The sequence below is a fragment of the Vibrio tetraodonis genome (genome assembly GCF_003350295.1).
GTDB lineage: Bacteria > Pseudomonadota > Gammaproteobacteria > Enterobacterales > Vibrionaceae > Vibrio > Vibrio tetraodonis.
Genome location: NZ_QLYY01000023.1, coordinates 79753 through 103143, shown reverse-complemented (window position 1 = coordinate 103143; position 23391 = coordinate 79753). Strand labels below are relative to the sequence as shown.

Annotated in this window: 28 protein-coding genes and 1 pseudogene; 18 read left to right on the top strand and 11 right to left on the bottom strand. The window is 41.1% G+C overall.

The features are described from left to right. From DPF90_RS17590 to DPF90_RS17580, 4 genes are all read left to right on the top strand, one after another. Positions 1 to 290: integrase core domain-containing protein (locus DPF90_RS17590; RefSeq protein ID WP_162814014.1), on the top strand; the 290-nt coding region annotated here is incomplete at its 5' end. A 36-nt stretch (positions 291 to 326) separates the two neighbouring features. Beyond that, complete coding sequence (locus tag DPF90_RS20370) at positions 327 to 491, top strand: hypothetical protein (protein WP_205395203.1); 165 nt, start codon at positions 327 to 329, stop codon at positions 489 to 491. 275 nt (positions 492 to 766) lie between these two features. Beyond that, a complete protein-coding gene (locus tag DPF90_RS17585; RefSeq protein ID WP_114787628.1) occupies positions 767 to 1060 on the top strand; it encodes a hypothetical protein in 294 nt (97 codons plus the stop codon). Between the two features lie 2 nt (positions 1061 to 1062). Beyond that, on the top strand, positions 1063 to 1431 hold the full coding sequence (locus DPF90_RS17580; protein ID WP_114787627.1) for a MotA/TolQ/ExbB proton channel family protein: 369 nt from the start codon (positions 1063 to 1065) through the stop codon (positions 1429 to 1431). A gap of 123 nt (positions 1432 to 1554) precedes the next feature. Here the strand turns inward: DPF90_RS17580 and DPF90_RS17575 are convergent, their stop codons facing one another. Then, positions 1555 to 2031 carry a hypothetical protein gene (locus tag DPF90_RS17575; protein ID WP_114787626.1) on the bottom strand — a complete coding sequence of 159 codons (477 nt, stop codon included), beginning with the start codon at positions 2029 to 2031 and terminating at the stop codon, positions 1555 to 1557. A gap of 793 nt (positions 2032 to 2824) precedes the next feature. Between DPF90_RS17575 and DPF90_RS17570 the strand changes: the two genes are divergently transcribed. After that, positions 2825 to 3394, top strand: coding sequence for a hypothetical protein (locus DPF90_RS17570; protein WP_114787625.1), 570 nt, complete (start codon positions 2825 to 2827; stop codon positions 3392 to 3394). A 26-nt stretch (positions 3395 to 3420) separates the two neighbouring features. Next, positions 3421 to 4011 carry an inositol polyphosphate kinase family protein gene (locus tag DPF90_RS17565; RefSeq protein ID WP_240314540.1) on the top strand — a complete coding sequence of 197 codons (591 nt, stop codon included), beginning with the start codon at positions 3421 to 3423 and terminating at the stop codon, positions 4009 to 4011. Between the two features lie 45 nt (positions 4012 to 4056). Here the strand turns inward: DPF90_RS17565 and DPF90_RS17560 are convergent, their stop codons facing one another. From DPF90_RS17560 to DPF90_RS17535, 6 genes are all read right to left on the bottom strand, one after another. Beyond that, positions 4057 to 4266 carry a hypothetical protein gene (locus DPF90_RS17560; RefSeq protein ID WP_114787623.1) on the bottom strand — a complete coding sequence of 70 codons (210 nt, stop codon included), beginning with the start codon at positions 4264 to 4266 and terminating at the stop codon, positions 4057 to 4059. 263 nt (positions 4267 to 4529) lie between these two features. Further along, complete coding sequence (locus DPF90_RS17555) at positions 4530 to 6122, bottom strand: ABC-F family ATPase (RefSeq protein ID WP_114787622.1); 1593 nt, start codon at positions 6120 to 6122, stop codon at positions 4530 to 4532. Between the two features lie 185 nt (positions 6123 to 6307). Continuing rightward, entirely contained in the window at positions 6308 to 7060 is a 753-nt protein-coding gene (locus DPF90_RS17550) for a hypothetical protein (protein WP_114787621.1), read from the bottom strand. Further along, a complete protein-coding gene (locus tag DPF90_RS17545) occupies positions 7045 to 7566 on the bottom strand; it encodes an RNA polymerase sigma factor (protein WP_114787620.1) in 522 nt (173 codons plus the stop codon). The genes DPF90_RS17550 and DPF90_RS17545 overlap by 16 nt, the downstream gene beginning before the upstream one ends. Positions 7567 to 7573: 7 nt before the next feature. Further along, the gene (locus tag DPF90_RS17540) at positions 7574 to 8290 is read right to left on the bottom strand and encodes a hypothetical protein (protein WP_114787619.1); all 717 of its coding nucleotides are present in this window, start codon (positions 8288 to 8290) and stop codon (positions 7574 to 7576) included. A 16-nt stretch (positions 8291 to 8306) separates the two neighbouring features. Next, positions 8307 to 9104, bottom strand: coding sequence for a substrate-binding domain-containing protein (locus tag DPF90_RS17535; RefSeq protein ID WP_114787618.1), 798 nt, complete (start codon positions 9102 to 9104; stop codon positions 8307 to 8309). Positions 9105 to 9354: 250 nt separating this feature from the next. Here DPF90_RS17535 and mobA point away from each other — a divergent pair. Both mobA and DPF90_RS17525 read left to right on the top strand, forming a co-directional pair. Next, positions 9355 to 9953, top strand: a pseudogene (mobA, locus tag DPF90_RS17530) (molybdenum cofactor guanylyltransferase MobA). A gap of 125 nt (positions 9954 to 10078) precedes the next feature. Continuing rightward, on the top strand, positions 10079 to 10345 hold the full coding sequence (locus DPF90_RS17525) for a DUF2960 domain-containing protein (protein ID WP_114787617.1): 267 nt from the start codon (positions 10079 to 10081) through the stop codon (positions 10343 to 10345). Positions 10346 to 10382: 37 nt separating this feature from the next. Here DPF90_RS17525 and nagK read toward each other — a convergent pair whose 3' ends face one another. Then, complete coding sequence (gene nagK, locus DPF90_RS17520) at positions 10383 to 11291, bottom strand: N-acetylglucosamine kinase (RefSeq protein WP_114787616.1); 909 nt, start codon at positions 11289 to 11291, stop codon at positions 10383 to 10385. A gap of 128 nt (positions 11292 to 11419) precedes the next feature. Beyond that, positions 11420 to 12154 (bottom strand): tRNA-uridine aminocarboxypropyltransferase, encoded by a 735-nt coding sequence (locus tag DPF90_RS17515; RefSeq protein ID WP_114787615.1) that lies wholly within the window; start codon positions 12152 to 12154, stop codon positions 11420 to 11422. Positions 12155 to 12239: 85 nt separating this feature from the next. On the opposite strand from DPF90_RS17515, the gene DPF90_RS17510 reads away from it, so the two are divergent. Both DPF90_RS17510 and DPF90_RS17505 read left to right on the top strand, forming a co-directional pair. Beyond that, a complete protein-coding gene (locus tag DPF90_RS17510; RefSeq protein WP_114787614.1) occupies positions 12240 to 13028 on the top strand; it encodes a sterol desaturase family protein in 789 nt (262 codons plus the stop codon). Between the two features lie 2 nt (positions 13029 to 13030). Next, positions 13031 to 13558 (top strand): C40 family peptidase, encoded by a 528-nt coding sequence (locus tag DPF90_RS17505; protein WP_114787613.1) that lies wholly within the window; start codon positions 13031 to 13033, stop codon positions 13556 to 13558. An 18-nt stretch (positions 13559 to 13576) separates the two neighbouring features. Here the strand turns inward: DPF90_RS17505 and DPF90_RS17500 are convergent, their stop codons facing one another. Further along, positions 13577 to 13921, bottom strand: coding sequence for a DUF3802 family protein (locus tag DPF90_RS17500; protein WP_114787612.1), 345 nt, complete (start codon positions 13919 to 13921; stop codon positions 13577 to 13579). Between the two features lie 346 nt (positions 13922 to 14267). Here DPF90_RS17500 and DPF90_RS17495 point away from each other — a divergent pair, with 346 nt between their 5' ends. The 4 genes from DPF90_RS17495 (at position 14268) to DPF90_RS17480 (ending at position 18244) form a co-directional block, all read left to right on the top strand. Beyond that, positions 14268 to 15134 (top strand): fructosamine kinase family protein, encoded by an 867-nt coding sequence (locus tag DPF90_RS17495; protein WP_114787632.1) that lies wholly within the window; start codon positions 14268 to 14270, stop codon positions 15132 to 15134. A gap of 250 nt (positions 15135 to 15384) precedes the next feature. After that, positions 15385 to 15588 carry a CPXCG motif-containing cysteine-rich protein gene (locus tag DPF90_RS17490; RefSeq protein WP_114787611.1) on the top strand — a complete coding sequence of 68 codons (204 nt, stop codon included), beginning with the start codon at positions 15385 to 15387 and terminating at the stop codon, positions 15586 to 15588. A 208-nt stretch (positions 15589 to 15796) separates the two neighbouring features. Continuing rightward, positions 15797 to 17167, top strand: coding sequence for an MATE family efflux transporter (locus DPF90_RS17485; protein ID WP_114787610.1), 1371 nt, complete (start codon positions 15797 to 15799; stop codon positions 17165 to 17167). Between the two features lie 144 nt (positions 17168 to 17311). After that, positions 17312 to 18244, top strand: a complete 933-nt coding sequence (locus tag DPF90_RS17480) for a DUF3080 family protein (protein ID WP_114787609.1) — start codon at positions 17312 to 17314, stop codon at positions 18242 to 18244. On the opposite strand, the gene DPF90_RS17475 is transcribed toward DPF90_RS17480, so the two are convergent. Further along, positions 18231 to 19094 carry a DNA ligase gene (locus DPF90_RS17475; protein ID WP_114787608.1) on the bottom strand — a complete coding sequence of 288 codons (864 nt, stop codon included), beginning with the start codon at positions 19092 to 19094 and terminating at the stop codon, positions 18231 to 18233. The genes DPF90_RS17480 and DPF90_RS17475 overlap by 14 nt on opposite strands. 310 nt (positions 19095 to 19404) lie before the next feature. Here DPF90_RS17475 and DPF90_RS17470 point away from each other — a divergent pair, with 310 nt between their 5' ends. The 4 genes from DPF90_RS17470 to DPF90_RS17455 are packed head-to-tail and all read left to right on the top strand — an operon-like array spanning position 19405 to position 23384. After that, positions 19405 to 19722: an STAS domain-containing protein gene (locus DPF90_RS17470; RefSeq protein WP_114787607.1), complete on the top strand. Its 318-nt coding sequence runs from the start codon at positions 19405 to 19407 to the stop codon at positions 19720 to 19722. Positions 19723 to 19763: 41 nt separating this feature from the next. After that, the gene (locus DPF90_RS17465) at positions 19764 to 20606 is read left to right on the top strand and encodes an OmpA family protein (RefSeq protein ID WP_114787606.1); all 843 of its coding nucleotides are present in this window, start codon (positions 19764 to 19766) and stop codon (positions 20604 to 20606) included. After that, complete coding sequence (locus DPF90_RS17460) at positions 20593 to 22689, top strand: SLBB domain-containing protein (protein WP_114787605.1); 2097 nt, start codon at positions 20593 to 20595, stop codon at positions 22687 to 22689. Before DPF90_RS17465 ends, DPF90_RS17460 begins: the two co-directional genes overlap by 14 nt. Continuing rightward, positions 22689 to 23384 carry a CpsD/CapB family tyrosine-protein kinase gene (locus DPF90_RS17455; RefSeq protein ID WP_114787604.1) on the top strand — a complete coding sequence of 232 codons (696 nt, stop codon included), beginning with the start codon at positions 22689 to 22691 and terminating at the stop codon, positions 23382 to 23384. The genes DPF90_RS17460 and DPF90_RS17455 overlap by 1 nt, the downstream gene beginning before the upstream one ends. Positions 23385 to 23391 lie beyond the last annotated feature (7 nt).

Genomic DNA, 23391 nt, shown 5'->3' with positions numbered 1-23391 from the left:
GCCAATATAGCAGCCTTAAATATCGTCAAAGGCTTTGGCGATATCGCATAACTCAGAGCATGAGTCGTAGAGGTAACTGTTGGGATAATGCCCCAATGGAAAGGCTATTTAGAAGTCTAAAAACCGAATGGATACCAACTACTGGGTACCTAACCCAAACTCAGGCAAAGAAGGATATCAGTTATTACTTGATGGATTACTACAATAGGCAACGGCCTCATCAAGCAAATGATGGGCTATCGCCAGTTACTGCCGAAAATCGGCTTAAGTTAGTGTCCGGAATTTGTTGAACACTACATACAACTTTCACCTTAAGGGAGTTTAAAATGAACGACTTAAATGAACTAAAACGCTGGGTAGAAATCGTGCAAAGATCAGCCGTGCCATCGAACGGTGAACAGCTCACAACCAATGAGAAACAAGCACTTGCACAATGCTGCAGGATATTAGCTCAAACGGCAGAACTCATTGCTGATAAGGTCGCTGCTTAATCCGTTGACATTAGCACTTGTGACTCTGTATAGCATGAGTCACAAGTGGTACTAGGTCCCTCTTCACCATCTCAGAACCCCTAAGAATTAACTGCACGCTTCCGAAAGTATTTGATAGAAGTATTTTGGCGGTCTTACTAAATTGGAAAATTGGGCTTAATCTCTCAGTTATGAAATCAAGCTTATAATTGATGTAAGTGAACTTCGTTCCTTGCTTAATTAGCTGATATATTGAGAGTTATCCTATTTAAGAATCACAAATATTATGAGGTTTTATGTCGGCAAATTCTCTTCTTTCATCTGCTGCTGAGCAGATTTATGGGCGTGTATCTGGCAAACAAGATGCTAATAAATGGTATAAGGTGTTGGTTCCTGAATTACGTGAAGCACTGGAACGAGGGACTCCAATAAGTGACCCGCAGGTAAAAAGGCTCATCGAGGCGATAAGTGATTTACCATCTGCTGGAGCAAAGCAGCGCAACTTTACGCGCCGTTACATGCAAGACAAAGAATCAATGCTTAAGTTACCACGAGATCCAAATTCAATTATGTTCGGGTATTGGTGGTAAACATGATCAAATGGCTAATACATATTAGTTTTGTCGTCGCAACGATACTGGTTGTTAACGATGTAGCGTCTTTAGGCGACCCTGTTCAATTTATCGATTTAACCAGTCTGCTTATTGTCGTGGTACCAACTTTACTTGCTACGGGTGTAGGTTATCAAAAGTCACGTACTACAGCACTGAGTTGCGCTTTATTTACGGCCATTGTTAGTAGTATCTTGGGTGTGGTTATTGGCGTTATCCAAACTCTAGGGAATGCTTATTCTGATTCAGAGGCAGTATTTGTAGGGTTGAGCGTTGCACTATTACCTCTATTTTATGGCCTTGTCATTGCGTTATTAGTTCTGCCTTTTCACTTGAGTTGTAAGAAGTAACTGCTTTAAATCATATAATCTAGTATTAACAATGCCACCTCTTTCTGGGTGGCTATTTTGACTAGAAAAGAGAAAGAGTGATGGCGCCAAGCGTTGTGAATCACTCTTAAATTTATTGTTAGGCTAATATCCCAACACGATCTTCATAGACCAAAGAGAGATGCCTAGGGGTAAACCAACTTCAATGAAAAGACGAGTCAGGAAAACTGGTTTGGCAATTATACTCAAGTGACTAACTTTACGAGCAAACGACTCAACCATCTGCATGTCACCTTCGTACTTTACAACACGCTCTTCATACTGCATCATATTGTCAATTTCTTCAGCTCGTAGTGCAATATTCCATGCTGTTAGCTCGGAAGCTATATAAACAAGAAAAGTAACTGCATAGAAACAAGTAATTCCAGCAATAAGTGCAAGCAATGATTCTTGATTTGCTTCTGAAAACTCGATACCAAACGCTGAAATATTTTTTGGTACCAAGCCAACTTTAATGATAACAATTCCAACAAAAGCGCTAGCAAGTAAGTTTCTGCGCACTTTTCGTGTAGTTTCTGTCAAAGGCTCTTTAAGACGCTCTCTTAATCTTTGATTTGACATTTTTCTCTCGATTAGCTTAGCATTATTAATAATAAGCTGGCTCGTTTTATCGCCAGCCTATCATAACCCACTAAATAAAAATTAAAGAATATATATCAAATTTCTTATTTCTCCGTCACATAAAAACGAGCCAGCCTGCTATAACTTTTTGACGTGGCACGTTATCTTGGGGAACTTTGGCATCAACTTACCTATTAACAACGACTTACTAATTGCTCTGCCGAAAAACGAGTTCATTAAGTTGCTGGATATTAGAGAAATTCACAAGATTCAGTCAACCTACTCTGCACCTTTCGATTCTTTACGGGTTGGTAATGAGCTAAGGCTATTTGAATAGCGCATGATTTATTTTCTTAGTACTGGCATCTATTAGCTATGTATTTACTGTTACAACTCCATGCGGAGTTGACCAGAATCCTTTTCTGCCCTGATGTCTAACGTAATTCGCTATTACTTGTTCATTCACGCCTACGCTACTGACAAAGTAACTTTGAAATAACCTTCCATATGTAGAGACACATGCTAGGATTCATGATTTTCCAACAGTACTTGGTTACTGGAACTGCATGATATTTCGCGTAATAGACACTATGAGACAAGGTGTAATATTGTATTTATCCATCATACCGTCTCCAAAGGCATTCATCTGCGGGTAAATCCGAGGCTTTCTGCATCTATAGAATTAGTTGATATAAATATCAAAAACAATTAATATCCTAAATCTACGAGACTGCATGGGCATTCGAATAGGAAAAGACTATAACATCAACATTAATACTAAAGTGAGGTAGCTATGCCGTCGAACGTGATTGGCACATCTTATCAGGTTATAAGTGAGTCCAGACTCGAGAATGGAATAGAAGAACATTCTAAAGAAAAAGCAAATCATGAGGATGTTTGGCGTGGAATAAAAGATTGGTTTTCTAGCGAAGAAAAAGCGAAAGATGCACTATATTCAATATTCCATGATTACGAAGTTAATAAGAATAATAAGCTTCTAAATTTTGAACAATTAAAATACATGTGTTCCGAAGGATATAAGGATAAATTTTCTGCAGAATATATAAACGATGAAATCGAGTTATCCATTTATATAGAAGACAAAAATATTAATGTTTTCAAAGGAAAATTAAAAGATGAAAGAGTTTTAAAAAATTTAGATGTCGCAGCTGGTCATCCGAAAGATTTTTATATAGATGGTAAGGAGATATATAAGATAATATCACCAGCAGAGCAAGAAGGAATCAAATCACTCAAAACTGACAGAGATTCAACACCAGCAGTAGAAACCGTTTCACTAGAGAAGTCAAAAGAACTTCCACTTAGAGTAAGAAAGGATAATGAGAACTTCCACTTAGAGTAAGAAAGGATAATGAAGTTGTGGTGAAAATGCCAGTTATTGGCTCAGAAATAAAAACAGCAGGAAACGTCGCATATTATGACTTCAAGCTTGGAAAGAAGACTGCTTTGAGCAATGAATTACAAAGGAATCATAGACAATCATCTTTTAGAGCTAGCTTTAAAGAGTTTAAGCATCATCACTTTATTGATTCTAGAACTTCATCTAAAACATCATATTATAGACTTGAGGGTTTCAAAGCAACATCAAAAGTTGATTTAAATAGAACGGTAACAACTGAATCTTTTAAAAATATGTTTTTGAATACCCCTGAGAAATATCGGGAAGAATTATTCAAGGATTTACACACTGACCTAATTAAAAAGATGCATTTTCTTGATGAACAAAAAGTCACTTTTGTGGGTGGTAGTATATTATTTGCTATACCTGAAAATCCGATTGGAGATTATGGATTTGAGGTTAAATATGAGAAGCCAGAAGTAAAGTTTATCGATTTTGCACATCCAATTAAAAGTGAAGAAAAGGGTTATAAAACGCAGAAGGACTCTGTTATAAAAGGGGTTATACATTTATTAAAAGACCTTCAAGATGCACATAGCCAAATTAAGGAGCTAGGGTGAGTAGAACTGCCGAATCAACTAGATCCCAAACTTGCTTTTCAGTAGCTAGATGGAGTTAGTATGAGACTTTCTCCATCTAGCTACTGCAATTGACACATTGGCTTCATCAAGATTCCATTCTTTTGCTAACTTTTCACGTGCATTTAATACGCCCTTATTAGCTTCATACCTATCATGCCACCATACATCTGCTAGCGCTTTAAGTTCTTCCAACAAAAAATCGCCCTCACGATAGAGGCGCTCATCACCAGACAATGGCTCTTTTCTGGGGTAAATGGGCTTCTTACAAGATTTACACTTTGCTTTACATTTCGGTACTCCCTCTAGTTCCTAGCTTGTTTAGTGAAGAGCAACTGCTCTAAGTAGGAAAATGGCATAGATGTTTTATAAAAGGAAAAACACCTGTATGTGTATTTCTTTTTTTGAATATAAGAGTTTGTTCTTCCCCTACGCCTCCATAAACCACCCAAATACAAAAAAACCTCGCATATGCGAGGCTTTAATTAATACAGGAAAGGTTAACCATCAATTCCTTTCGATTTTAGGAATTCCGAGTAAGTGCCACGGAAGTCGTTAATTTTACCCTCTTTAATTTCCAGAACACGAGTCGCCAGCGAGTCCACAAACACTCGGTCGTGAGATACGAAGAAAAGCGTGCCTTTGTATTGCTCAAGCGCCGTATTTAGAGATTCAATGGACTCCATATCCATATGGTTGGTAGGCTCGTCCATCAGTAACATGTTCGGTTTGTGCATCATAAGCTTGCCGAGAAGCATTCGCCCTTGCTCACCACCCGAAAGTACTTTAACAGACTTTTTAATGTCGTCTTGGCCAAACAACATGCGTCCTAAGAAACCGCGAATGACTTGTTCGTCATCACCAGCCTGACGCCACTGGCCCATCCAGTCCATTAAGTTCATGTCTTCAGCAAACTCTTCAGCATGATCTTGAGCGTAATAGCCTATGTTAGAGTTTTCAGACCATTTGAACTCACCAGTACGCGGTGCCAATACGCCTGCAAGCGTGTTCAGTAATGTTGTTTTACCGACACCGTTTTCACCGATAATGGCAACCCGCTCTCCCACTTCAAAAATAGCGTTGAAGTCTGAGAACAAATCCTCTTCGTAACCTTGAGATAAGTTTTCAACAATTAAAGCATTACGGAATAATTCTTTAGACTGCTCAAAACGAATAAACGGATTCTGGCGACTCGATGGCTTCACTTCTTCTAGCTGGATTTTGTCAATCTGCTTAGCTCGAGAAGTGGCCTGCTTAGCCTTAGAAGCATTGGCAGAAAAGCGCGCGACGAATGTATTTAACTCGGCAATTTGAGCTTTCTTCTTAGCATTATCAGCCAGTAAACGTTCACGAGCCTGAGTAGCTGCGACCATGTACTCGTCATAATTACCAGCAAACAGACGTAATTCACCGTAATCTAAGTCAGCCATGTGTGTACATACTGAATTTAGGAAATGGCGATCGTGAGAAATAATGATCATGGTACAGTTTCTCTGGTTGAGCGTGTCTTCTAACCAGCGAATGGTATCCATATCAAGGTTGTTGGTCGGCTCATCGAGCAGCATAATATGTGGGTCAGCAAATAGCACTTGCGCTAACAGAACACGAAGCTTCCACCCCGGTGCGACTTCACTCATCAATCCATAGTGCTGCTCTTCAGGAATGCCTACCGCCAGCAGTAACTCACCGGCTTTGGCATCGGCCATATAGCCATCCATTTCGGCAAATTCGACTTCAAGTTCGGCCACTTTGATGCCGTCCTCTTCTGTCATTTCAGGCAAGGAATAGATGCGGTCACGTTCTTTTTTAACTTCCCATAGTTCTTTAAAGCCCATGATAACGGTATCGATAACAGTGAACTCTTCGTAAGCAAACTGATCCTGATTCAGCTTAGCGACGCGCTCATTTGGGTCATAACTGACATTACCACCCGTTGGGTCGAGCTCACCGCTTAAAATCTTCATGAAGGTAGACTTACCACATCCATTGGCGCCTATTAAACCGTAGCGGTTTCCATCACCAAATTTGACGGATATGTTTTCAAATAACGGTTTTGCACCAAATTGCTGCGTAATATTGTTGGTACTTATGATAAGACTATCCCCCTTTCTCCAACTCAGTTTAGTAGAGAAAATATGTTCGTATATGATTTGCGGGGGATTGTACCAAATTGAAACTATGAACTACATCAATTGTTCCAACTTGTTCTTCTGCAGCCTAATTACTACTCAAACCTGACACCAAAAGGCTGGGTCAGGTTTTAATCATGCTATCAGTATCAAATTGCTCGCCAATCGCTTAACTCAACACATCGACCACGATAAAGAACCTCGCTATTCGGATCTCTATTTGCGGTCACGAGTAACTCTGAACTGCTCTTTAACATTTTCCACTCATTCGGTGACATATAACGAATATCATTAATGTTTTGCAAGCTATCTATTAGCTTCAATTCACCTGTTGAATTATCGCGCATCCAAACCATGGCTTTGCTTTGAGAGATCTTGTCCATCGATAGGTTTCTTTGCATACGCAAGCTGGACTGTCCGGGTTTATCTCCCTGATAAGCAACCAATGCAAAATGATTGGTTTGTGTATCTGATGACATCATTGCCAAATAACTTGCCGGACGCACCTCGGCGATATTTATGTTCGAGGGAGGCTGTGTAAGCGTTGGTTGTAAAAATATACCCACGAATAAAGAGAAAGCCATACCTGTTGGCAGCCACCACCAGCGGATACTTTTTTCACGTTTGCCTAATCTAAAAGTGCTGTTGGCAATATTGGTCCATACCCGTTTGGAAGGTTTTTTGAGGGTGTTAGTAGAAGCGTTAAGGTCAGAACTAGGATTGAGGCCTGACAGATGTTGCTGCCATTGCTCTATATGAACCCACCAAGTCGGATCCGCCTTGATTAAGGCTTCCATTCTGCGGCGCACTCTGGATGTTTGTGTACCAAGTACGTATTCACCCGCCAGTTTTTCTCTCAGTTGGGGATTTTGGTATCGTTTACTGTTTATCTTGTCAAACATAGTTTCAATTCCTGTAACCCACGACGAATCCAAGATTTAACTGTACCTAGAGGTGTCTTCACATACTCGACGATCTCTTGATGGCTCATTCCATGTTGATACGCCAATACAATTGCATTTCGTTTCTCTTCAGCAAGAGACTGAAGGCAATAGTTCAAGCCTGAGTCGGTCTTTGATTCGCTAAGCTGAATCGCATCTTCTAATAGATTTTCAGTCAATTCTTCCTTGCGACGCTCTCGTTTTCTGACTTCATCTATGGCCATGTTTCTCATAATCTGGCAGAGCCAAGCCCAAGGATAATCCAATACGTACTCATTATTGCTATACCAGAGCTTTACATAACCTTCTTGTAAAATGTCAGCGGCGATATGTTCATCTTTGACCACATTGTATATAAGACTAAATAATCTTGTACTGGTTAACTGATAAAGCGCTTCGAAAGCCTCTCGGTCTCGAAGCGCTATTTTGGAGAGCAGTGAACCTATTTGATGTTTATCGTCGCTCACTTTTTCCTCATTGAGTGATCAGATGCCAAACATTTTTGACACCATCGCCAGTTGTTTCACCAGCTTGGGAATCTTTAAACCAACGATAAAGCGGTTTGCCCTCAAAAGTCCACTGGTATGTGTCATCCTTGCGCTTGGTAACACCAAATCCTCCAGTTAGCTTAATGTTGTCGATACCTTTTTGCGTTAAATCTGAGTCAACATAAGCGGGCGGCCACTTCACTTCACAGTCACCGTAGCACACTGACTGATTGTTCTTGTCTTTATCGAAGGTATATAGCGTCAAGTTGTTATCATCAACTAAGTATCGACGGTTGCCATCGTTATAAAGTTTTACTGCAACATCATCAGCGCGTGCAACTGGCCATACACCTTTAACACCAGCGCCATCAATATCACCCTCTTTTTGATCTTTGAACCATCGATAAAGTGGCTTGCCATTTAATGCCCATTGCTTGCTGCCATCTTTCCTAATCACTTGGCTAAACTCTGAACTTTTCGAAAACTGACTACTCGCTTTATCGTTAATAAGTAGAGGTGGCCATAAGGTCTCACACTTATCTGTACATACAGATTCCCCAGCAGGATCTTTAGAGAAGGTATAAAGCGTTTTACCTGCACCATCCACATACACTTCACCTACTGAAGTTTCGGTCGTATTAGAAGATGCCGTTGCGTAAGCCATAGGTACAACTAGAAGTGAAGGTATCATTAACTTTTTCATTATTTGGTTTCCTTAATTATTGAGTCCAACCTTCGCGAGTAAAGAAAGCTTTACCTTGTTCGCTATTTACAAAATCGATGAAATCCTGAGTTTGTGGCTCTGCGCCACGTGTTTTAGCTAACGTCAAATCTCGATATATACGCCTTTCTGGTTCAATCTCGACATAATCAACCTTATCAGCATGATTTAAAGGCCAATGAATCCATGTGATCCAAGCGTCGGCTTTCTGCTCTTGGAATGCCTTAAAACTTGCTCCACTGCCTTTGGCATAAGCAATAATCTTACTGCGGAAGTTTTGCACATCAGCCAAAGAGCCTTTACGTCCTGCAATGTCTTCCCAAACACCTGTCCCTGATGTGTTGTATACTCCCAAGCCTTCCGTCACGACAATACGAGAAGGTTTATCAAGTAAGTCTAGAATTCCTTTGATATTTTTAGGATTACCTTTAGGTACCGCTATAACAGCTCTGCGAAGATAAACAGGTTTTACATCCATATCGGTTATAAATGGATAGGTTTCAACAAATGCGCTCATAGATTGCTCTGAAGAACCAAAAATCAAATCTGCATTTTTCTGTGCATCACGAGTCCATTTAGATTCTGGACCTGCGATGACTTTTACCGGCACGCCTGTTTTTTCACTGTAGGCATTCGCTGCACTTCGAAGTGCTGTGTCAGGACCACCAGGACCATACACATTTATAACGCCATCTTTAGGCTGATGTTTAATCGATGGGTCAAGTTTAGGCGACGCGACAGAAAAGGTGCTGACCACTGCCAATGTCAAAGCGGCTAAGCTCATATTAAGCTTCATGTATTCTCCTTAGCTTTAAAAGGTTTCATACAAGAGACGCACTAGGGTGAGTTTTGGATGCACTAAAAACACACTTTTTTTAAAAAAATTTTCAAAACGAGCCAGAATAGATATAATTAATTGATATTTAACAGTATTTATTTTGACAACAATCAACCTGTGGTCGAGCCACGAGTGATAAACTCATTTCTCTATCACTTTACTTTGCAGATAAAAATCTCGATAAGTTCAGGTCAGTATGAGGACTACTATGCTTCTTCCAAAAGACACCAGTTGGGTTATTTTAGCTGGCGGACAAGGCAAACGTATGGGCGAAAAAGATAAAGGGCTTATTCTGCTTAACGGTCGTCCACTGATAGCACATGTGTTCGAACGTCTGTCGGCTCAAACCTCAGACATAAGGATTAGTGCCAATCAGAATGTCGAGTTTTACTCGCAATTTGCTCCTGTCATCAAAGATCATTTGCAAGGTTTCCTTGGACCAATGGGAGGAATTCATGCGGCCTTATGTGAATCAAAAAAAGATTGGGTTGGCTTTGCCCCTTGCGATTGCCCTGCGTTAACAGAAAATCTGGTCGAGCGTTTTTGCTCCGCAGTAAAGGAAGAATCTGAAATACTCGTTGCTCACGATGGGCAGTCGGCACAACCAGTTTTCTCTCTTTATCATAAAAAGTACTGGGCAGGTTAGTCTAGTTTTTGAGCGCCGGAGAGAGAAAAATGAAGCGTTTCTATCAAGAACGTAACACTCAATTTGTCGACTTTAGTGATGAACCGGACTGCTTTATCAATTTAAACACACCAAAAGAGCTAAAGGACTTTTTAGACAACACACCACAACAAAGGCTCTAAGCAGACATCAGAAAAGAACACCAATCTCTCAGCTGATGTTCAGAGAAAGTGACAATTAGCTTACTTAAGTGCAAAATATAAATTAATAAGAGCAGTTTTAAGCTCTACAACCATCCGAGATACTTATGGCACGCACAATCGAATACACATACAAAGGTAAGAACAAAACACTGACGTTTTCTTACCAGCAACACCACAACATTCATGAAGCAGTTGCTCAAGCTGAAGGGATAGACATCTCTGAATTCCTGAAGATGGAACAGCAAATTGAAGCCGTATCAGACACAAAGGCAGTGCGTAACTTTCGAGACAATCATTTTAGAAAATTAGGCTTTGAGAAGATCACTCTTGCGCAAAAAGAGAATCGAGGCATTGGTTCTAACAGCAAATAAATAGTCTGATAAGAGCTTGCCTTAGCAAGCTCTTTTTTTACTTGATATTTAGGAACGCTGCACCGCGAACACCACCTGAATCACCGTGCTTAGCTTTTATAATTTTGGGACATTTAGCAACCGACATCAGGTAATTAGGAATGCGTTTGGGCATTTCTTGGTATATTACCTCGAAATTCGATAACCCACCGCCTAAAACAACAACATGTGGATCATTAGCAGTAAAAATATTAGCTAAACAAATCGCCAACAATTCCAGAAAGCGATCTACATGCTCTGCTGCTTTACTTTCCCCACTCTGATATGCACTGATTATATCAAGCGCTTTTTTTTCTTCACCGTAATAGTGCGCATAGAGTAACTCAAAGCCGCGTCCAGATAGGTAGTTATCTAAACAGCCGCTTTTACCACATCCACAGCCAAATAAAGGTGCATTTTCTCCGAGAAAAAGCCAAGCATCAAGAGGCAGTCGCGTATGCCCGACTTCTCCAGCCACATTGTTTCGGCCAGACAACACTTTACCGTCATGTACTATGCCACCACCAAACCCAGTACCGAGAATAAGTCCGAGAACGGATTCTTCCTTATCAAGGCTTTTGTCCCACGCTTCGGATAGAGCAAAGCAGTTGGCGTCATTTTCTATTTTAATTTGACGACCGATTCTCGCTTCCAAATCCTTACGCAATGGTTTGCCGTTTGCGGCTAGAATATTAACAGTTAGCACCGTTTGGTCATCGGCATACTCCATTCCCGGGATCCCAAGTCCGATACTGCCTTTGCACCCAAATTTCTTATCGTATTTCTCAATCAGCTCTGCAATGGTACTAATAAGTAGCTGATAGTCATCTGTCGGTGTAGCAACGCGTTCAGTTGAAACACGCTCTAGTTGATCGTTAAAAGCACCAAACTCAATTTTTGTGCCTCCAACATCAAAACCGTAGAACATTACCTCTCTCCTAAAACTCAGTCTAAATTCGATAATTTTCTTATTATCTACATCAATGGGCCTACAATCCGTGATACCGTACTTATTTGTGCATTAACTTCAACTTTTCAAGGCCTTTACATCTCTTATCATACGTTCTCATAGCTAAGGTAATATTGTAGATTCGGCCTTTGTGTATCTGACTTTGTTTGACTTTTACTCATCAAATAGCTCTCTTTAAAAGCATCAAACCACAATACTAATGTTCTAGCTGCCGAATGTTCTCCCAATTGCTCTAATACAACACTCGCGACTTCCGCCGTAGCAAGATGTTGTTCATTGTCACTACGCCTCATTACATACTGTGAAAGTGACTGCGGAGAAATTGAAAGCACTGGTAGGTTATCTAAGTAAGGCGATTTTCTAAACATTCTCCTCGCCTCTCTCCAGCTTCCATCTAAAAAAATAAGTAATGGCTTTCTCTTGTTATCACTTAACTGACCTATGTCTTCATCCCTGATGATGCGATATTTGGATTCTACATAGTCTTGTGGAAACACCACTAACGGCTGGTATAAAGGATTAATCAGAAGATCCAACAGCTCCTGATGTGGCTCTGTACGGCTCCATTGATACGCATACCCTTCTTTTACCGTATCAAGGATTAAGCGCCCTGTATTACTTGGCTTGAACACTTCATTACTTGAAAAGAGCAAAAGCACGGCAACATCTGTGTCGACATTAGGCTGATGGGGACATAGACAGAGAGTATGCGCTACTTGACAAAATGAGCATCGTTTAACCTTGCTACCCCTGGCTTGATACGCCCGAGTGGAAGATAACAAACGCTGTTCATACAAATGATGATACGCGTGGATTCTCATGAGAATTGATGGATAATAAATAAGAAGGCCAAGTTTACATGGCAAGTGGGATATTGGAAATACACGACCGGAGAAAAATCAATTCATGGATACCCCAGATACTATTCGGCTGAGTATATTCGTTGTCGTTTTAATACTCTGTGCTCTATGGGAGTCGAAGAAACCTAGGAGAACGCTAAGCCAAAGTAAAAAGTTTAGATGGTTAAACAACCTTGGCCTAGTGTCATTTAATTCTCTATGCCTAACCATATTTATGCCTATCCTTGCCTTTGATGTCGCCGTTACCGCACAAACACATCAGTGGGGATTAATGCAGTATCTCCAATTACCAACATTTGCTGAGTTTATCCTATGCCTACTGATACTTGATTTCGTAATCTATACCCAACATATTGTTTTTCATAAAGTGCCTTGGTTATGGAGGCTACACAGAATGCATCATAGCGATCAAGATATTGATGTGACAACGGGTACTCGATTTCATCCAATAGAAATAATCATTTCGATGTGGATTAAGATTTTCACAGTGATCGTCTTTGGCATCTCTCCCATGGCCGTCGTGTGTTTTGAAATCACACTCAATGCTAGCGCCATGTTTAATCATAGTAATGCTCGCCTACCAAAAAAGGTGGACTTCTTAATGCGTAAAATCATTGTCACGCCCGATATGCACCGAGTACATCACTCGCAAAATTTAAGCGAAACCCATTCTAATTATGGCTTTTTCTTGTCTATTTGGGACAAGTGGTTTGATACCCACATTCCTCAACCAGAGTTAGGTCATAAGAAAATGGAGATTGGCGTAGCAAAGTTTCAAACAACGAATGAGCAAAGAATTGATAAAATGCTCACCCAACCATTCAGAAACGGATAAGAATGACTAACATGGATAGTTTGATAAAGCTGTTAACACCAATAGCATTCATGATCATCATGTTAGGGTGCACATCGCCTACAAAAAATGAGCATCTAATCGATACCAACTCTGGTTCATTGAGTTCCCCAATCACAAGTGAACTTGAACATAATCTGCTTAGTTTTTACAGAGATTGGGCTGGTGTTCCCTATCAATTTGGGGGAAACAGCCGATATGGTATAGATTGTTCAGCTTTTGTCCAAAAAACCTATTCAAGCGTGTTGAACATACGTTTACCAAGAACAACAGACATGCAGGTTAAAGTGGGACAGCGAATAGAATATAGGAATGCACTAGTGGGAGATTTAGTGTTTTTCAAAACTTCGCCCTCTGTACGCCATGTCGGGGTTTACATTGGCCAAAAGCGTTTTGTACATGCATCAACATCAAAAGGCGTCATTGTATCCAGATTAGACAACCCTTATTGGGCTTCAAAGTTCTGGCATTTCAGACGAGTCTATTCAACACCAGACACAGCTTTGAATTAGTGGTAAGCCAGACTATTCTCAATCGTATTTTGCTACCGCGGAATCAAACAAATTTTTTAGAAGGGCGATAAGCTCGTCAAGAAACGTAATTTGTTCATTTGTGGCTGGTTTTGACCAAACACCAGCGAGCACTTCGCTCAGATCGTCGACAACCGAATCGACCTCTTTTAGTAGCTGGAAGCGCACCGTGGAATGGAGCTCCGGATTCTGCTCAAAAATGGTCATAATGTTGCTAGCTACCATGTCAGTCACCACATCTTCGATACTCTCTGCGCCAGTGTCCCCATCTTCTGACGAGAAAATGTCGAGATTAAAAGCCAGGTGTTCAATTAGTGCAAGGTAGCCATCGGTTTCAACAACCACTGTCGTTCTCCATTCATTATTGTATTTCTAATTCACTCTCTAATACTAAGACATATCAATGGTTTTTCACAACCCAACTCCGTAAACATATTTGGAAAAACCAAAGGCACTAGTTACCTGAGAGAAGGCAGCACCTCGATTCAGGCGTATTTATTTGTTTGCAAATTTCTGGCTTACTGTTTTGGGTATTTTCGAATTGCTAGCCAATAGCATGATAGGGATCACACAATAGTCAATTTATCGAATAAGCGTGGTTAAACTGTTGAATTTTTTGTTATCGGCTTAAGAATAGCGTGTTCGCTTATCCTACAATGTCAGCATCATGTTAACCATAATGGTTCGAGATATGTGGCAAGCTATTGCAGATCAATTGTCCGAGACACTTATGTTTTCTTTTAATATTGTCGAAAAGAGCCCCATTCATGGCGGAGACATAAACAATTGCTACATGATAAGTGATGGCGAGCAGAGATATTTTGTAAAAATCAACCAAAGAGACTTCTACTCAAATTTTGAAATTGAAGCAGACAATATCCACACTCTGAGGCAAAGCGAGAGTGTTTTAATCCCTGAACATATATTAACCGGAAAATCTAAGGATCACGCTTTTCTCATCCTCAATTATTTTCCAACGAAGCCTTTGGATGATGCTGATAATAGTTACAGATTTGGTCAACAGCTTGCGACCCTTCATCAATGGGGAGAGCAAAAGGAGTATGGCTTTGATCAAGATAATTACATAGGCGCTACTTTGCAGCCCAATAAGTGGGATAAGAAATGGAGCCGATTCTTTGCTGAGCAACGCATTGGCTGGCAGCTTCAGCTTATGAAGGAAAAAGGCATAACACTTGTAGACATTGGGGAGTTTACCCATCTAATCCAAGATAGACTGGCAGGTCATCAGCCTCGACCATCTCTTCTACATGGTGATATTTGGAGCGGTAATGTTGCGACATCACCATTTGGCCCAATTTGCTATGACCCAGCATGCTATTGGGGAGATAGAGAATGTGATTTGGCGATGACTGAACTCTTTTCTAAATTTCACCCAGACTTTTATCTGGGTTATGAAAGTATTTTCTCTCTAGGTTCGGGTTATGAAGAACGAAAAGATATTTACAATCTCTATCACCTATTAAACCATTACAATCAGTTTGGCGGATCATATTTGGCTCAATGTGAATCATCAATAAGTCGCATACTATCTTACTAACCCCATGATTCTCACCGATGGTGAAATCTTGAAAAACGAATAGTCTAAAAGACTCAACCCCTTATTGGGTCGGTGTTAGTTTAAGGCTTATTTCAACTCGCTTTCTTCATTCATCCTATTATGCTTTATGTAATGAACGTGTAGATGCATTTTGTTTTTCATCGAACACTAGAGATGTAAATACAGCTCGGGTTTACGTTTAGAATGACTCAAATGCATCATTCTCATTATTGTTGTGCCGGAGAGAATTATGCGTCAACATACCGAAAAAAGAGTATCTTGTCCTCATTGTGGACATTCCGTCAGTATCAGCTTAGATACGAGTAATGGAAGTCAGGACTTTTACGAAGACTGTCCTGCATGCTGCCATACCATTCATCTAGACATGGTGATAAACGAACAGTTTGATAGGGTTGAGCTTTCTATCGATGCCGACGATGAACAGATCTTTTAACCTTTATCCAACTCACTAGGCTTTGTAGCATTGATAAGAATCCACTAGCAATTTTGATGTTTTGGTGGTGGTTAGCGTAACAATAATTTATCATTCCATTCAAATTTTTATGACTGCCCAACCTAAAATTGTTAACCAACATAGCGCCGCAAGCTGACTTTCAAATCTAACGGAACCAGAGTTTCATCGCATATTTTAGGAGTTTTAAGTGCATCTCTACAAGAAAGAAATCATTAAGCTTATTAAGTTATCAACCCCTGTATTGATTGCCTCTGTCGCACAAACAGGTATGGGATTTGTTGATACTGTGATGGCTGGTGGAGTAAGTGCGATTGATATGGCTGCCGTATCAATCGCTTCAAGCATTTGGCTACCTTCGATTTTATTCGGTGTGGGACTGCTAATGGCTCTAGTTCCTGTAGTTGCGCAACTTAATGGCTCTGGACGACAGGTGAAAATCCCCTTTGAGATTCAGCAAGGAGGCATATTAGCTATCGTGATTTCGATACCTATCATTGCGGTTTTATTTCAAACACCAAGGATCATGGAGTGGATGGATGTCGAAACACTAATGGCGAATAAGACCGAAGGTTACATGCATGCTGTTATATTTGCCGTACCTGCATTCCTATTATTTCAAGCTCTTCGCAGTTTCACTGATGGCATGTCATTAACCCAGCCTGCAATGGTGATAGGATTTATTGGTCTCATCTTTAATATCCCTCTAAATTGGGTATTTGTTTATGGAAAATTCGGCGCTCCAGCATTAGGCGGTGTAGGATGTGGTGTAGCGACTACGATTGTTTATTGGATAATGTTTTTTCTATTACTTGCTTACATTATTACATCCAAAAGAGTCGCGCACATTCGCTTATTTGATCGCTTCTATCGACCTCACTTACCGTCACTAAAACGACTATTCAAACTCGGATTTCCAGTTGCTGCCGCGCTCTTTTTTGAGGTCACGTTATTCGCGGTTGTAGCAATACTTGTTGCTCCACTGGGCTCACTCGTTGTCGCGGCGCATCAAGTGGCAATGAACTTTTCCTCGCTTATCTTCATGCTGCCTATGAGCATAGGTGCAGCAACCAGTATCCGTGTAGGTCATAATTTGGGAGAAGGTAATGTCCAAGGCGCCACTATAGCCTCACATGTCGCTATTGGGTTATCAGTCGTACTGGCTCTTGTCACCGCGTTTTTGACGGTATCATGTCGTGAATTCATTGCTCTACTCTATACCGACAACCGAGCTGTAATCACAATTGCAATGCAATTGTTGCTGTTTGCAGCACTTTATCAAGTTACTGATGCAGTTCAAGTCGTCGCTGCTGGAGCATTACGTGGATACAAGGATATGGCGGCTATCTTCAATCGCACTTTTATTGCTTATTGGATATTGGGCCTACCTATGGGTTATCTTCTCGGCATGACAAACTGGATTGTGGAACCTATGGGAGCAAAAGGCTTCTGGATTGGCTTTATCATTGGCTTATCTTCAGCCGCATTTATGCTGGGAATTAGGCTACACTGGATGCACAAACAGCCCGACAAAGTTCAGTTAAGTTTTGCAGAAAAATGATCGATTTGCTGTATTACAAAGTAACGACTAATAAAGGGTTAACCACAAAAATTGAGACTGAATAGAGCTTTGCTAGCCAAAAGATTGTTTATCCTCGTCTTCACTTCCTCCATGATCACATCTTGTGGTTTTGGAGGTAATACAATGGACCAAACCATAGAAACCTATATAGCTCGTATTGCTAGTATTCAAGATCGCCCAGTCTTTAACTTACCCCAAAGCCAAAATATAGCATTGCCCACAAAAAGAAAATTACTGATTGATATACCGACAACCAGTATTGGCTTACTTGATAGTTATGAGCTAAGAAAATGTGGCTTGTTTTCCCTAATAGCAGAGCGCAACTCAATTCTCGGAAAGGTACAAGATCAATTTCGCAATTATGATTACCAAATAGCACTAGTGCGTGGTCTCAGTACTTGTATAAAAAGTCCTAACTTGTCCAAAGAGTTACAATCTCAATTAACCGAAATTCACAAGCAAAAATCAGCAGAGCTCCCACTGCACCTATCTAACCTTCTCTATAGTAGTGAAGCAATGAGGAATCAGTTGCAATCTTCTTCGCCTCTAGCTATCGATGGGCCTAGAGAAAGCACCATCATATTAAAAGCCGTCCAAAGTATAAATAAAACCCTTTCAGAAACGGACCAGATTGATAATTCGGCAGAGGTAACATTTCTCACACCTTATCAAGAAACTTTGGATAAGTATGACGTTATTGGTCAGCTCAGCTACTCAATGCTGAACATCAGCCAAATGCTCCCAATCGTGACAAGGCAGCTCAAACAGTATGACCATTTAATCAAATGCGAAAAAAACCGAGATAGAACTCAATTTAAGTATTTAAAAAACATTTTTAACAAGTTTTTCATTGGCGAAGTTCAACCTTATATCGCTAAGGTGAACAGCGTATATTACGATCTTGAACCCTTCCTCAACTTTGCAGAAATAGGTCATCCAGAATACCAATACCCGATCAAAAAATACCATCAAGCTTTTAGAGAGGCCACTTTATCTCATGTTGAATATTGGCAAAAGCTTTTCAAACGCTGTCGTTCTGGCCCTAATAAGTTGTAGGTTCTACCCTTTCTCTCAAAAATCGAGCGAACTTTGGAATCCCCTTATGAGTATAACCATTATGTCTGAAGGTAATCGTGGTTCCCAGCTTTGGAGGCACTACCCTTAGCTGGTCATTAAGTCCACTACCAACATAAAACTGTATACCGGAATCCAACTGAACTAACAAGGCACCAACCATACCTTCTAGTTTACCCTTACCCATTTTATAGCCAACTATGGTTGCTTCAGCGTCATTATACTGCTTCATTTTGAGCAATTGTTCTCCTCTGCCACTTTGATACTTTTCTTTATACTTTCTCAACATCACACCCTCACCACCAACCGCATTAATCTGGTCGAAGTATGCACTTAGGTCTTGTTCGGAAGAAATTGGCGTACTCTCTATGAATCTAATATGTTCAACTTGAAGCGAATTCACCAAATGCATAATTCCTACATACCTGTCCGTATAGCTTGCTGGTGAATCTGGCATATCAAATAACATAAAGTGTATTTTTCGCCATGCCGTTTCAACGGGTGTTTTGTCTAAGACCGTACTTTGAACGACATTGAAATGTCCCCTCCCTGCCCATAACTCTCCCTCTACAGGATAATCGGGTAGCGACTCTGTAAACCAACCAGGAGGACTTAATTTAAGGCCACTACGAGTTCTTAGATTTTCACCATCCCAAATGGCCCTGATGCCGTCAAGCTTTTCACTCTTCCAATATTGGCTCACATCAACGTCAGTGTCATAGTAACCTGCTAGCATAATCCGCAAGTGTTTTCGATCGATATCGAAAGAGTCAGCTCTGCATGGAAATGCCGATAGTAAAGCGATGGTGAGATAACTGAGTTTGATATACATATGCCCGACCTTGTTTGAATTGCTAAAGTTTTATTGTTTAATACGAGACATAAATTTCAACCATAACCGTCTATGATTGGAGTAGCTTCAAAGAGAATAAAATTAAATGAAACTATCAATTAACCATCATCACTTAGCTCTAGATGTTAATAGGCAGGTTAATTGGTCGCAGTGCCTCTCATAATGAGAAAATTCACTTGTCAATATGAGAATTTCACCTAAATTTTTTATATGGGATTGAAAAATAAGCGATTATTTCTTGGCACGTAAACTGCTCTGATAAAACTACACTACGTGAGGAGATACGACCATGGAACTACGTACAATCGAAACAACAAACGAAATGCTTACACTACAAATCAATGGCAACCTGGACGCAGATGGAAGTCGTCATGCTCAAAAGCACATTGATGAAATCATTGCAGATCAACACCTAGAGGTAGAAGTTGATTTTCGCAATGTAAGCTTTCTGGATTCTTCAGGTGTTGGAGCTTTGGTTTATCTCTACAAACGCCTAGTAGAGCGTGAGCGCCAAATGCGCATAGAGAACGTAACTGGACAACCGCTTGAAATCATCAATTTGTTAAGAATTGATAAGGCAATACCTGTGAACTCTCGCACTCATTAAATCTATAAGCGAGTACACAGGCACTAACAAAGGACGTTGGCATGGTTAATTATTTGAAACACATAGCCCTAGGTTTATCCAGTGTACTATCGCTGATCGGCTGCACCAGTTATCCGGACGAAGGACGAGGTGGGTTAGCTGAGCAGTATATCCAGTCCAGTTTTACACCCGTCATGCCAAACGAACCTTTAGGCCCAGAGCACGGGCTCAGATTCGACTGGCAACTTGCCAAGCTCCACTTAGACTCGCTTATAAGAGAGGGGGCCCGCTGGTGCTTCCCTGCTGCGGTTGTTCAAGCAATAGAAAAGCAAAACAGAATTGCTCGCGAGCTCGAAGGAGGACTTCTCCTCGATGCGGCTAACGATATTGTCATTCAAAGAAAACGACTCGATGAGCTAGAAAGGCAACTGGATTACGTCACATCGCAAGCGAAATGCGCGCCACCTCATGATGATTACAGCTTCCAACAGCAATTAGCAATCATAGATAAGCTCTACAATCTACTCAACGTTGATAACCAGTTTGCCTTTAAGTCGACCGAAGTTAATCCAAAATACATGGGCCATTTAGCACAAGCGGCTAACATTCTGAGAGAGCACAAATCACTGAATCTTGTCGTAACAGGTCACACGGATGCTATCGGTAACGAATTAAGTAATCAAAAGCTCGCAATGGGCAGAGCAAAACAAGTGAAACGTTACCTCACTATATTTGGCCTTGAACCCAATCGCGTAAAAGCTAAGTCCGTAGGCGAAAGCCTGCCTCTGTTTGAAGGAAAATCCGATGGAGTTAGGCTGACAAACCGCAGGGTAAGTATAGAAATTGTTGATACAAAAGACTTAGCAGAACAAAAACTGAATGGAGGCTACTATGATATGGAATAGACTCTTATTCATCATTCTAGCCATAGTATTTTCTGCTCCAGTACTTGCAGAGAATGAGCGGGTTCAAGTCGGTGACATGGTGCAAGTTAACCTTCCAGGAGAGGAAACCTTAAACAAAGGGTTTCAAGTTGACAAGCGTGGACGCATCAACCTTCCTGAAGTCGGCGCATTATATGTCGCAGGCTACACAGAAGAACAATTAGAGAAAGCAGTCCTAGATACACTAGGCAAGGTTTACCGTGACTTGTCGACAGCCTCAGTGTACATCGCAGAGCAACAAATCCTCATTTCAATACAAGGCTATGTAAATTCTCCAGGAGAATACACATTATCAAAATCGTCAGACGTTCAAATGGCAATCCATGCAGCTGGTGGTTTACGCTCGGGAGCCCAACTGGATAATTTGCTACTCAAGAGAGGCAAAGAAAAGTTTCCGTTCAACTACAAAAGCTTTCTCGATACTGGTGATGAGACATTATTACCTCAGCTCAAATCACTGGATACCATTTTCATCCCTGCCTCACCCTTGGTCGGTAACATCGAGCAGAAATTTGATGCAAGTAAACTAGCAAATTCCGGCGACAGTGCGGATGGACGTACTGCAATTAAAGTATTCGGCGAAGTTAATGCGCCTGGCTCATTTAGCTACAAAGAAAACTCTGATTTAGTCGACGTTCTAATGCGCTCTGGAGGGGTTACTCGTTACGCATCTGTTGAGCAGATCCGAGTCATCAGCAATAACAAGCCACAAATATTCAATCTCAAAGAGTATCTTGATAGCGGAGATATCTCTTTATTGCCAAACCTTCAACCGGGCACGACAATCTTTGTTCCCAAGCAAGAAGAAGAAATTCGTGCTGGCTCAAACGTTATTTATATCATGGGTGAAGTCGATCAACCTGGTGCTTATGAAGGCAAAAAAGGCGCGTCCTTTATGGACATTCTCGCCAACGCGGGTGGTCCCACACGATATGCAGAGTCACGTCAGATTCGTATCCTTAAAGCCGATGGAAAAGTAGTAAAGTTTGACTTAACAGCCTATACGGAAGGTCTTAGTACTGCGCTTCCTCCACCAGAGATTGTCGCCGGAGACGCGATATTTGTGCCCGAAAAAACAGACATGAATGAAAAGTCTTGGCTAAAAATCGCACCCGATAGAGCAGTCAATGTCATCGGTGAAGTAGTGAGGCCTGGGCGCGTAGAGTGGTCTGATGAAATGGATATGATGCATCTGCTAGCGCATGTTGGCGGCCCAACATTAAGGGCCGACACTTCTAAAATAGAAGTAGTAGAACCTGATGGAAAAATGCTTACGTTCAATCTCGATGAGTTTATTCTAAATGGAGCCCCTAGCGCAGAACTGCCGGTTGTTCGAGCTGGTACTATCATTCGAGTGCATGACCTTCCACAAGATCCGAGTGACAACAAGTCACAGTGGGTACGCCAAAGCTCAGACGCTTCAATCTATGTCTTCGGTCAAGTTAATGCCCCTGGGCGATATCGATTTACCAAGGAAATGCACTTTCTAGATATTTTGTCAGCTGCTGACGGTCCAACAAAAGACGCTGATATTCACAACATTAAAATCACTCATCGTGATAAAGATTACGCCAAGGTAAGCAAGCTAAATCTGTCTTTGTACTTTGAAACCGGGGATGAAAGTTTACTGCCTAATGTGACTATGGGCGACACTATTTATATTCCCGAAAAAGACAAAATATGGCTCGATAGAAGTAAAGAAACAACAGTACGTGTACTAGGTGCAATTAACAAACCCGGACGCTACGTATTTGACGATAATATGACCATATTAGATATTCTCGCTGAAGCGGGTGGTCCGTCTAATCGTGCTTATCTAGAAAAAATTTCTATCGTCAACATGTCTTGCTGCCAAGAACAAGCACGCACATTTGATCTGATTGACTTCAGTAAAACTGCCAACGTTTATAAGCTTCCCGTGCTAAGAGCTGGAGATACCATTTATATTCCAGACCGAAGCGAGGGGCTACTAGAAAGACTCCGTGTAGGGCTCGAGGATATTCTTCGTCTTACTACCACCATAGTTGTAATAGGAGCATTATGATGACGATTCCAGCCACATTGACCGAAGTCGAGCAAATTTATCTTGCTGCAGAGTTCAGTGAAGCTCGCTCTCTATGCGTAACAGGATGCAACTCAGGTGACGGCGTAACGTCAGTTGCCTCTGCAATTGCTGAAAGGTACCTATTGGGTGGGCATAAGACTCTACTTGTCGACCTTAACTTGTTCCACCCCGCTTTCGAGCCTGTACTTGATAATCAGGAGTCTAGTGAAGGCGTTGGCGTATTACTAGAACATAAATCGTCACATCAGCTATTCACTGGCATGCCGGTACCCAAAACAACATCTACCTTATTAGCGTACAAAGATCCGAGTGTGCTAAGTACAACCGTAGATAAGTGGCTGCAAGATTATGACCGCATTATCTGCGACACCTCTCCCCTGCTTCATATCAACCGAGGAAATATACCCGCTCAAGTAGTTGCCAGTGCGTGTGATCAAACCGTGTTAGTCGTCATGGGAGGAAAAACTTCTGCGGGGCAGATCCAGAAATCTCAAGAGCTACTCGATAATCCTAAAATCTCATTTTTAGGCTCTGTGCTAAACCTCAAAGAACAAGCGACTTTAGGACAAGAGATGGCAAGAGAGGTAGAACGATTGAAATTCTTGCCAAAATCGTTACGCGAGAGATGGTGTCGATGGTTGATTACTAATGAGTTTTTGGCTCATTCAGCTTAGGGGTGAT

What these genes read in the sequence shown, in the direction of transcription:
- DPF90_RS17455 (WP_114787604.1), top strand. Translation starts at nt 22,689, where the DNA reads ATGACGATTCCAGCCACATTGACCGAAGTCGAGCAAATTTATCTTGCT.
- DPF90_RS17580 (WP_114787627.1), top strand. Translation starts at nt 1,063, where the DNA reads ATGATCAAATGGCTAATACATATTAGTTTTGTCGTCGCAACGATACTG.
- DPF90_RS17470 (WP_114787607.1), top strand. Translation starts at nt 19,405, where the DNA reads ATGGAACTACGTACAATCGAAACAACAAACGAAATGCTTACACTACAA.
- DPF90_RS17505 (WP_114787613.1), top strand. Translation starts at nt 13,031, where the DNA reads ATGACTAACATGGATAGTTTGATAAAGCTGTTAACACCAATAGCATTC.
- DPF90_RS17570 (WP_114787625.1), top strand. Translation starts at nt 2,825, where the DNA reads ATGCCGTCGAACGTGATTGGCACATCTTATCAGGTTATAAGTGAGTCC.
- DPF90_RS17585 (WP_114787628.1), top strand. Translation starts at nt 767, where the DNA reads ATGTCGGCAAATTCTCTTCTTTCATCTGCTGCTGAGCAGATTTATGGG.
- nagK (WP_114787616.1), bottom strand. Translation starts at nt 11,291, where the DNA reads ATGTTCTACGGTTTTGATGTTGGAGGCACAAAAATTGAGTTTGGTGCT.
- DPF90_RS17565 (WP_240314540.1), top strand. Translation starts at nt 3,421, where the DNA reads ATGCCAGTTATTGGCTCAGAAATAAAAACAGCAGGAAACGTCGCATAT.
- DPF90_RS17460 (WP_114787605.1), top strand. Translation starts at nt 20,593, where the DNA reads ATGATATGGAATAGACTCTTATTCATCATTCTAGCCATAGTATTTTCT.
- DPF90_RS17550 (WP_114787621.1), bottom strand. Translation starts at nt 7,060, where the DNA reads ATGTTTGACAAGATAAACAGTAAACGATACCAAAATCCCCAACTGAGA.
- DPF90_RS17535 (WP_114787618.1), bottom strand. Translation starts at nt 9,104, where the DNA reads ATGAAGCTTAATATGAGCTTAGCCGCTTTGACATTGGCAGTGGTCAGC.
- DPF90_RS17495 (WP_114787632.1), top strand. Translation starts at nt 14,268, where the DNA reads ATGTGGCAAGCTATTGCAGATCAATTGTCCGAGACACTTATGTTTTCT.
- DPF90_RS17515 (WP_114787615.1), bottom strand. Translation starts at nt 12,154, where the DNA reads ATGAGAATCCACGCGTATCATCATTTGTATGAACAGCGTTTGTTATCT.
- DPF90_RS17575 (WP_114787626.1), bottom strand. Translation starts at nt 2,031, where the DNA reads ATGTCAAATCAAAGATTAAGAGAGCGTCTTAAAGAGCCTTTGACAGAA.
- DPF90_RS17525 (WP_114787617.1), top strand. Translation starts at nt 10,079, where the DNA reads ATGGCACGCACAATCGAATACACATACAAAGGTAAGAACAAAACACTG.
- DPF90_RS17480 (WP_114787609.1), top strand. Translation starts at nt 17,312, where the DNA reads ATGGACCAAACCATAGAAACCTATATAGCTCGTATTGCTAGTATTCAA.
- DPF90_RS20370 (WP_205395203.1), top strand. Translation starts at nt 327, where the DNA reads ATGAACGACTTAAATGAACTAAAACGCTGGGTAGAAATCGTGCAAAGA.
- DPF90_RS17465 (WP_114787606.1), top strand. Translation starts at nt 19,764, where the DNA reads ATGGTTAATTATTTGAAACACATAGCCCTAGGTTTATCCAGTGTACTA.
- DPF90_RS17510 (WP_114787614.1), top strand. Translation starts at nt 12,240, where the DNA reads ATGGATACCCCAGATACTATTCGGCTGAGTATATTCGTTGTCGTTTTA.
- DPF90_RS17540 (WP_114787619.1), bottom strand. Translation starts at nt 8,290, where the DNA reads ATGAAAAAGTTAATGATACCTTCACTTCTAGTTGTACCTATGGCTTAC.
- DPF90_RS17475 (WP_114787608.1), bottom strand. Translation starts at nt 19,094, where the DNA reads ATGTATATCAAACTCAGTTATCTCACCATCGCTTTACTATCGGCATTT.
- DPF90_RS17490 (WP_114787611.1), top strand. Translation starts at nt 15,385, where the DNA reads ATGCGTCAACATACCGAAAAAAGAGTATCTTGTCCTCATTGTGGACAT.